This window comes from Novosphingobium sp. (assembly GCF_019748365.1).
GTDB lineage: Bacteria > Pseudomonadota > Alphaproteobacteria > Sphingomonadales > Sphingomonadaceae > Novosphingobium.
In genome coordinates, this window is record NZ_JAIEPN010000065.1 from 1 (window position 1) to 9,316 (window position 9,316).

At 63.9% G+C, this 9,316-nt stretch carries 6 protein-coding genes; 2 read left to right on the top strand and 4 right to left on the bottom strand.

Translation table 11 applies throughout. The features are described 5' to 3' along the window. The 4 genes from K5Q19_RS08730 to ribB form a co-directional block, all read right to left on the bottom strand. A partial coding sequence (locus K5Q19_RS08730) for a 30S ribosomal protein S1 (protein WP_292943551.1) occupies positions 1–1,357 on the bottom strand: 1,357 nt, incomplete at its 3' end. Positions 1,358–1,568: 211 nt separating this feature from the next. Continuing rightward, positions 1,569–3,248, bottom strand: coding sequence for a methyl-accepting chemotaxis protein (locus tag K5Q19_RS08735; RefSeq protein WP_292943600.1), 1,680 nt, complete (start codon positions 3,246–3,248; stop codon positions 1,569–1,571). Between the two features lie 277 nt (positions 3,249–3,525). Further along, a complete protein-coding gene (gene ribH, locus K5Q19_RS08740; RefSeq protein ID WP_292943590.1) occupies positions 3,526–3,945 on the bottom strand; it encodes a 6,7-dimethyl-8-ribityllumazine synthase in 420 nt (139 codons plus the stop codon). Between the two features lie 6 nt (positions 3,946–3,951). Beyond that, the gene (ribB, locus tag K5Q19_RS08745; protein ID WP_292943592.1) at positions 3,952–5,220 is read right to left on the bottom strand and encodes a 3,4-dihydroxy-2-butanone-4-phosphate synthase; all 1,269 of its coding nucleotides are present in this window, start codon (positions 5,218–5,220) and stop codon (positions 3,952–3,954) included. A 261-nt stretch (positions 5,221–5,481) separates the two neighbouring features. Between ribB and K5Q19_RS08750 the strand changes: the two genes are divergently transcribed. Then, on the top strand, positions 5,482–8,490 hold the full coding sequence (locus K5Q19_RS08750) for a TonB-dependent receptor (RefSeq protein WP_292943594.1): 3,009 nt from the start codon (positions 5,482–5,484) through the stop codon (positions 8,488–8,490). Between the two features lie 146 nt (positions 8,491–8,636). After that, a complete protein-coding gene (locus K5Q19_RS08755; protein ID WP_292943597.1) occupies positions 8,637–9,296 on the top strand; it encodes an amidohydrolase family protein in 660 nt (219 codons plus the stop codon). Positions 9,297–9,316: the final 20 nt, after the last annotated feature.

Below are 9,316 nucleotides of genomic sequence, written 5' to 3' on the forward strand. Positions count from 1 at the left end.
CGCCGCCGGCCGCCGGAGCGCCCTTTTCAAGCTGCTTCATGCCAAGCGAGATGCGCTCCTTCTCGACATCGACGTCGAGCACGATGGCCGAAACCTGCTCGCCCTTGCGGTGCAGCGCCAGCGCGTCCTCGCCCGAGATGCCCCAGGCGATGTCCGACATGTGGACCATGCCGTCGACGTCGCCATCGAGGCCGATGAACAGGCCGAACTCGGTCGCGTTCTTGACTTCACCCTCGACGGTCGAGCCGACGGGGTGCGCTTCGGCGAAGGCTTCCCAGGGGTTCTGCTGCGCCTGCTTGAGGCCGAGGCTGATGCGGCGCTTGTCGCTGTCGACCTCGAGCACGAGCACGTCGACTTCCTGCGAGGTCGAGACGATCTTGCCGGGGTGGACGTTCTTCTTGGTCCACGACATTTCGAAGACGTGGACGAGGCCTTCGATGCCCGCTTCCAGTTCGACGAATGCGCCGTATTCGGTGATGTTGGTGACAACGCCGTGCAGCTTCGCACCGACCGGGTACTTGGCGGCAACGCCATCCCACGGATCGCTTTCAAGCTGCTTCATGCCGAGGCTGATGCGCTGCGTGTCCTGGTTGATGCGGATGATCTGGACGCGGACGGTATCGCCGATGGCGATGACTTCCGACGGGTGGTTGACGCGCTTGTAGCTCATGTCCGTCACGTGGAGCAGGCCGTCGATGCCGCCGAGATCCACGAACGCACCGTAATCGGTGATGTTCTTGACCACGCCGTCGATGATCTGGCCTTCCTTGAGGTTCTGGATCAGGCCCGAACGCTGCTCGGCGCGGGTTTCCTCGAGAACGGCGCGGCGCGAGACGACGATGTTGCCGCGGCGGCGGTCCATCTTGAGGATCTGGAAGGGCTGCGGCATGTCCATCAGCGGGGTCACGTCGCGGACCGGGCGGATATCGACCTGCGAGCCGGGGAGGAAGGCCACGGCGCCGTCGAGATCGACGGTGAAGCCGCCCTTGACACGGCCAAAGATCACGCCCTCGACGCGCTTGCCTTCGCCGAATTCGTTCTCGAGCTTGTCCCAGGCGGCTTCGCGGCGGGCGCGATCGCGGCTGAGCATCGCTTCGCCGTCAGCGTTCTCGACGCGGTCGACGTAGACTTCGACTTCGTCACCGACCGAAAGACCATGCGGCTGGCCGGGCATCGCGAATTCGCGAAGCGGCACGCGGCCTTCGCTCTTGAGACCGACGTCGATGACGGCCTTGTCGTTTTCGATGGCGGTGACGGTGCCTTTGACGACCCGGCCTTCAAAACCGCCATTGGCGGCGCCGCCGAGGGTTTCGTCGAGCATCGCGGCGAAATCGTCGCGCGTGGGATGAGATGCCATTGCTGGTATTCCTGTTATCGCTGTTTCCGGCCAGGCGGTTGTCTCCGCCGGTCTTTCTCCGAGTTTCCGCACCATGCGGACCCGGGGCAAGGGGCCGAACCATCTGCCGGGCCGAATGCCGTGGCAGATATCCGAAGCGGAGGCATGCCCCTGCTGCAGACCGGCGGCCCCTATGTCAGCGAGGGGTAAAACGCAAGCGAAACCGCGCCTCTCAGGCTGCCAGGGCGCGCGGGCGTGCGGGGGCTGCCCTCGCCGAGGTGCGGAAGCGGGCGACTGCCGTGGCAAGCTCCCCTGCCTCGTCTGCCAGCGAGCGCGCGGCGGCGGCCGTCTGCTCGACCATAGCGGCGTTGCGCTGCGTCATCGTGTCCATGCCCGAGACGGTCGCGCTTACCTGATCGAGGCTGGTCGACTGGTCCTGCGTAGCGAGCGCGATTTCGGCCATCAACTTCGCCAGCTGGCCGACCCGGCCGACCATCGCGCCCAGCGCCTCGCCGGTCCGGCTGACGAGCGATACGCCGCCGGCAACCTCGCGCGAGCTTGTTGCGATCAGCGTGCGGATCTCGCTCGCCGCATCGGCACTGCGCTGGGCCAAGGCGCGCACTTCGGTGGCGACGACTGCGAAGCCTTTGCCTGCGTCTCCGGCACGCGCGGCTTCGACCCCGGCATTGAGCGCGAGCAGGTTGGTTTGGAAGGCGATCGAATCGATGAGGTCGACAATCTGGCCGATCTCCTGCGACGAGCGCTCGATCGCGCTCATCGCGGCCATCGCCTCGGTGACGAGCGCGCCGCCGGCCTCGGCATCCTGCGTGGTCATGGCGATCTCGGCTTCAACTTCGCGGGTGCGGTTCGCCGTGGCGGAGACCAGTGTGGCAACACGCTTCATGGCTGCGCTCGATTCCTCGACGCTGGCGGCCTGGCTCTGGTTTCGATTGGCAAGATCACCCGACGCGCTTCGGATTTCGGCAGCACCTGTATTCACGCTGGTGGCCGTGCCGCCGACACGGGCCAGCACGCTGTCGAGCCGTTCGGCTGCAGCATTGTAGGCGCCGCGCAGTTCCTCGTATTCGGCGGGGAAGGCGGGCTCGATGCGGTGGACGAGATCGCCTTCGGCAAGCTGGCCCAGCGCTGACCCCATCCGGGCAACGACAAGGGCCTGCTTCTCTGCATCCTCGCGCTGCGCCTTGGCGGCGCTGCGGAACACTTCGATCGCGCGGGTCATTTCGCCGATCTCGTCGCTGCGGTGGTCGGTGCGGCGGCTTGCCTCCAGATCACCGGCGGCCATGGCGGACATGATTTCGGCAGTACCTGCGAGCGGATCGAGCACATGGCGACTGAGCAGGCGCACGGCAGTCATGATCAGCGCGATCGTGCCCGCGCCTGCTAGCCCGATCATGATCAGCAGCACGGCCACGGTCGCCGAGCTGGAAGAGACAAGTGAGTTGCGGGCGGCGGTGGCATGTTCGGTGAGCAGCAGGATCGCACTGCGTTCGCGGGCGAAGATCGCATCGAGTTTCTGCTTGCTGGCCTCGGCTCCGGCTGCATCGCCCTGGCTCAATGCCGGAAGCAGCACCCCGTTCACTTCCTGCCAGAAGGCGTCAGCTTCCTTCGCGACCTCTGTGCGCAATTCGCCGGCAAGCGCCCGATCGACATCATCGGCCGTCCAGCGCGCAAGGCTGGCGCGGTACTGCTTCTCGAGCTCGGCAAGATCGGCGCGGTTCTGGTCGAGATGCGCCGGATCATCGATCGCCTGCCGCGCTTTGAGCGCGGGTTCGACGATGTAGAGCGGCGGTGGGAGGATATCGGCAGTGAAGCCGGTAATCAGGTCGATCCGGTTCTGCACCGTACTGCCCACCCTGATATGCTGCACGGCAAAGCCGATCAGCAGGAGCATCACGGTAACGGTTCCAGCCAGCGCCAAGCCGCCCCGACGGCTTTTGATTCGGATCGACATTGCAGCGGTACTCCCCGGTTTCCCCGGCCGTGCGACTCATTGTGCGGCCAGTGTGCGAGAGAGATAACGTTGTCTGAAAACCAAAGGCTTGCATGGATCGAAGGGGGCACTCCCTAGCGGGGTAGTGCGCGATTATTAACGATTGAATCGGGGGCTCATTGCCGCCGTGCGCGCTCAGGAATCCGCAAGTCTTTGCCGCGTTGCCGATCGGCTCCGATCAGGCGAACTTTGCCCGCAGCGCGAGAAGCGCGAGAGCCGCCTTTGCTGCCTCTCCACCCTTGTCCTTCTGCGCGGGATCAGCGCGGACCAGCGCCTGCGCTTCGTTCTCGACCGTCAGGATGCCGTTGCCGACCGCCAGGCCGTCCATCGTCAGCGCCATAACGCCGCGCGCGCTTTCGCCCGCGACGATCTCGAAGTGATAGGTCTCGCCCCGGATCACCACGCCGATCGCGACATAGCCCTCATACTGGCCGGACTGGTCCGCCAGCACGATGGCGCCGGGAATCTCGAGCGCGCCCGGAACGGTGATCACGTCGACCTTGTGGCCCTCGGCTTCGAGCGCGGCGCGGGCGCCGGCCACCAGCATGTCGTTGAGGTGATCGTAGAAACGGGCTTCGACGATGAGAAACTTGGCCATGCGCGCTTACTCCGCGGTGATCGGCTGTTCGCCGACGATGTTGAGTCCGTAGCCTTCAATGGCGACGATGTTGCGATGGGAATTGGTCAGCAGGATCATGTCGTGGATGCCGAGGTCCGCGAGGATCTGCGCGCCGATGCCATAGCTGCGCAAGTCCATGTCGCCAGTGCGGCCGGCGATCTCGGCCTGAAGTCCTTCGCTGCCACCGGGCATGAGCAGCACGATCACCCCCGCACCCGCGTTGCCGATCTCGCTCATTGCGCGCTGCAGGCTGCGCTTGCGCGGGCCGGGCTGGCCGAGCACGTCATTGAGGATCGAGATGCCGTGCATGCGCACCAGCGTGGGCGCATCGGGGCGCACGGCCCCTTTCTGCAGCACGAGGTGGACCACGCCATCGATCTTGTTGCGATAGGTCTTGATCGTCCAGTCGCCGCCGTAGTCCGATTGGAACGGCTGCTGGTCTACGCATTCGACGAGGTGGTCGTGGCGGCGGCGATATTCGATGAGATCGCGGATCGTACCCATCTTGAGGCCATGGCGCCGTGCGAAGGGGACGAGATCGTCCATCCGCGCCATGGTGCCATCGTCCTTCATGATCTCGCAGATCACACCCGAGGGATTGAGCCCGGCAAGACGCGAGATATCGACCGCCGCCTCGGTATGCCCGGCGCGCACGAGGACGCCGCCATCGCGCGCGATCAGCGGGAACACATGACCCGGAGTGACGATGTCGTCCTTGGTCTTGGATGCATCGATCGCGACCGCGACAGTGCGCGCGCGGTCGGCGGCGGAAATACCGGTCGTCACGCCCTCGCGCGCCTCGATCGAGACGGTGAAGGCGGTTTCATGGCGTGTGCCGTTGTTGCGGCTCATCAGCTCAAGCCCGAGCTGCTCGGTGCGGGTGCGGGTGAGGGTGAGGCAGATCAGGCCGCGGCCGTGCGTTGCCATGAAGTTGATCGCATCGGGCGTGGCCATCTGCGCGGGGATGACAAGATCGCCTTCGTTCTCGCGGTCCTCGTCGTCGACCAGAATGAACATGCGCCCGTTGCGCGCCTCGTCGATGATTTCCTCGATGGGGACGAGGGCAGGGGTGTCGTCGCTCTCGCTCAGCACGCGTTCTAGCTTGGCGAGCGTATCGGCAGTGGGGTTCCAGCCGGGCAGGCCCGCATCGCGCAGGGTGTTGGCATGGAGCCCTGCCGCGCGGGCGAGGCCGGAACGGGACATGCCGCCTTCGATAACGAGGCGACGAATGCGGTCGATGAGTTCGCTGGACATGAGGTGCGTTGTCTCACATCACAATGTGATACGCAAGAGCGGCAATCACAGTGCGATGCGAATTTACCAAATTGATTCGCGATTCAAACCATTTCGGCGGCGAAAGGGTTGCTGCCGGGTCACACCTTGGTGCCGCATGCCGCTACGGAAAGGACAAAATTTAATTGAGCGGTTGACAATGCAGGTCTTCCGCTATGTTCTAGAGGCAGAAGGTCGACCCTCAAAAATGATGGGCGCCCGCTGAAGAGAGAGGATATTGATATGAGGGGTAAACTTACCCTGCTGGCAGGTGTGTGTGCAGCAGCAGTCGCTTCGCCGTCGTTCGCGCAGAATGCGCAGAGCGCAGGCAGCGGCGATACCAGCCTCGACGTTCAGGAAATCATCGTTACCGCGCAGCGCCAGTCGCAGCGCCTGCAGCAGGTGCCGATCGCGATCAGTGCGTTCACCAAGGAAAACCTCGACAAGCAGCAGATCCGCAACCCGCTCGATCTGCAGCTTTCGCTGCCCAACATCACCTTCACCAAGACGAACTTTACCTCTTCAAGCTTCGCCATCCGCGGCATCGGCGACCTTTGCGTCGGCGTGACCTGCGACCAGGCGACTGCTATTCACATCAACGATGCGCCGCTGTTTGCCTCGCGTCTGTTCGAAGGCGAGTTCTACGATCTCGCGCAGGTCGAAGTCCTGCGCGGTCCGCAGGGCACCCTGTTCGGCCGCAACGCGACCTCGGGCGTGGTCAACTTCCGCACCGCCAAGGCAGATCTCAACGGCTTTGCCGCTTCGGGCGATGCAGAATACGGCAACTACAATTCGGTCCGTCTGCGCGGGATGATCAACGTTCCGCTCACCGATACACTCGCGGTGCGCGCGGCCGGCTTTTATCTGAAGCGCGATGGCTACACGCGCAATCTGTTCGACAATAGCAAGATCGATGACCGCAACATGTACGGTCTGCGCGGCTCGCTGACCTGGCAGCCTTCGTCCGGGACCACCATCGAACTCATGGGCCAGTACTTCCGTGAGCGCGACAGCCGCATGCGCATCCAGAAGCAGTACTGCCAGGAGGATCCGACCGGTATCCTGGGCTGCCTCAACACCACGCGCGGCACCAGCACCACCAACAGCGGCGCGCTGCTGGCCAACATCCTGACGAGCCGCGAATTCCTCGCCATCCGCGGTCTGCCGACATCGTTTGCGCTCGGCAGCATCTATGGCCCCAGCGTCTATGCCAATGCGGTCAATCCAGCCGATCCGCGCGTGGTCAACACCGATTTCAACCCGACCTATTTCACGTCGGAAACCGTTCTGCAGGGCGTTTGGCGCCAGGATATCGGCGATAAGCTGAACCTGCGCATTACTGGCAACTATCAGCGGACAAACGTCGATTCGCAGCAGGACTACAACCTCGCTGTTTCCGACCGGTCGGGTTACACGGCCGGTCTTTCGACGTTGGCCGCGTTTGGTGCGGGCGTGATCCCCACTGCGCTGTTCCCGGTCCCGGCCGCTACCCAGCGGGCCTATTTCGGTCCGATCTCGAGCGCGCTCATCCCGCAGGGTCCCGGCGGTCCGCTTTGCACCTCGTTGGCGGAACCGACCGGAACAGGCGTTTATGGCGGGCACAGCGTTTGCGCCAACACGCCGCTCGATTTCGACCGCTCGATCCAGCGTCAGAACTCGTGGACCGTGGAAGGCGTGCTGACCAGCAAGTTCGACGGACCGGTCAACTTCCTGCTTGGCGGTATCTACGGCCAGTACAAGGTCACCGAGAACAGCTACTACGTGAACTCGTTCGGGCTTGATTACGCCACCGGCGTTCTCGGCTCGTTCACCTCGCTGTTCAACCGTGCCCCCGATGGCACCCCCGCGCCGCTGGCGCCGTCGTATCTCGGCTCGCCGTTCTTCCGTAACAACGGCGCCCTTGGCGATGGCTACAAGCTGACCACGTTCGGCATCTTCGGTGAAGCCTACTGGAAGATGAACGACCGTCTGAAGCTGACCGTCGGTCTGCGCTACAACAACGACAAGAAGAGCATCACGGCGCGTTCGACGCTGGCGAGCTTCCTTGTTCCCTATGGCACCGGAAACATCTTCGATTCTCCGTTTGTCGGCAGCTTCGACGCCGATCCGGGTCTTGCCGGCAACCAGGTCATCCAGCAGCGGCAGGCAAAGTTCGGTGAATGGACTGGCCGTGCGGTGCTGGACTTCCAGATCACGCCGGACAACCTCGTCTACGCATCCTATTCGCGCGGCTACAAGTCGGGCGGTATCAACCCGCCGCTGCAGCCCATCTTCGCAGTGCCCGAGACGTTCAATCCCGAGTTCATCAATGCGTTTGAAATCGGTTCGAAGAACACGTTCGCCAATGGCGCGCTGCAGCTGAACCTGACCGGGTTCTACTACAGCTACAAGGGGCTTCAGCTGTCGCGAATTGTTGCGCGTACATCGGTCAACGACAACGTGAATGCCAACATCTACGGCGTTGAAGCCGAGGCGATTATCCGCCCGGTCCGCGAGCTGACGATCAACATGAACTTCAGCTACCTCCACACCAAGGTTTCGCAGGACAAGTTCCTGTCGAACCAGCGTGACTTTGGTGCCGGCCGCGCCGATGCCGTGATCATCAAGGATATCACCAACGCCTCGAACTGCGCTGTTGCCTCCAACTCCGGCAACGTGGCTGGCGTCAATGCCTTCGTGAACACCGCGAACAACCTGATCAACAACGGAGCAATCCCCGGTGTTTCGGGTGGTGCCGGTCTGCGGGGCACCACCCAGTTCCCCGCCGGCGGCGGTATCGCCTCGTCGGGTGCATACTCGGTCTGCGCCGTGCTCAGCGCCCTCGCTCCGACACTCGGCAATGCGCCGGGTATTGGTGGGGTGACGGTCGAATCGGCCGGTATCCCGGTCAACATCCGTGGCAACAAGCTGCCCAATGCGCCGTCGATCAAGTTTGCGGCGGGTGTGCAGTACGCCGCGCCGATCGGCGCACTCACCTTGACGCCGCGCTTTGACCTGACCTTCACCGGCAATTCGGATGGCACCATCTTCAACAGCGTTGTCGACAGGGTCCCTTCGTTCACCCAGCTGAATGCCCAGCTGCAGCTCGATGGTCCGGACAAGAAGTGGTTCATCCGCGGGTTCATCCAGAACATCACCAACGACAACTCGGTGACCGGTCTTTACGTGACCGACCAGTCCTCGGGTCTGTTCACCAACGTCTTCACGCTGGAACCGCGCCGCTACGGCATCGCCGCCGGCTTCAAGTTCTGATCATTCGGGGGGAACCGGTCCGGCGCTTGAAAGGGTGCCAGCCGGTCTGAGGCGGGCGCCGGGGGGCAACCTCCGGCGCCTTGCTTTTTGCCCGCCGTGCGCGCCACACTGCAGCCGGACGGGAGATGGCGAGGGGGAGCGGCAGAATGGCTGTGGGGCGGATGTGCGGTCTGGGTGCGGCGCTGGCACTAGTGGTTTCGGGCAAGGTTGATGCGAGGCAGGCACAAGCGGCGGACCTCGTCATCGTCAACGGCAAGATCGTGACGGTCGATCGCCTTGACCGCGTGGTCCGCGCCGTGGCGGTGCGCGGGAACCGCATTGTCGCGGTCGGCGATGTCCGCCGCTGGCGCGGACCCCGCACGCGCGTGATCGATCTCAAGGGGCGCACCATGCTCCCCGGCTTCATCGATGCGCATTCTCATGTCGGCGGCATGGCCGAGGTTGAGGCGCATACCGTCGATATCCAGGTGCCGCCGCTGAAGGACGGCGCGGCCGTGATTGCGCGGCTCAAGGAGAAGGCCGCGCGCATGCCGCCGGGGGCGTGGCTGGTCGGCAACGGCACCTACAACCAGTTGATGCCGACGCGCGAGGCACTGGATGCGGCCTTTCCGGACAATCCGGTCGATCTGCGCTGGAGCGCGCATGACCACCTGATCAACCACAAGGCGGCGCAGGTCATGGGGCTTGATCGCAGCTTCCCCGATCCGCCTGCCGGCACCGCTTCGCGTTTCGAACGCACGGCCGAAGGCGAGGTGAGAACACCGGGAATAAAAGGGGCCACGGATCGGCCGGTAGCACCGGATTAAAAATGGGCCAGTCCTGCTAG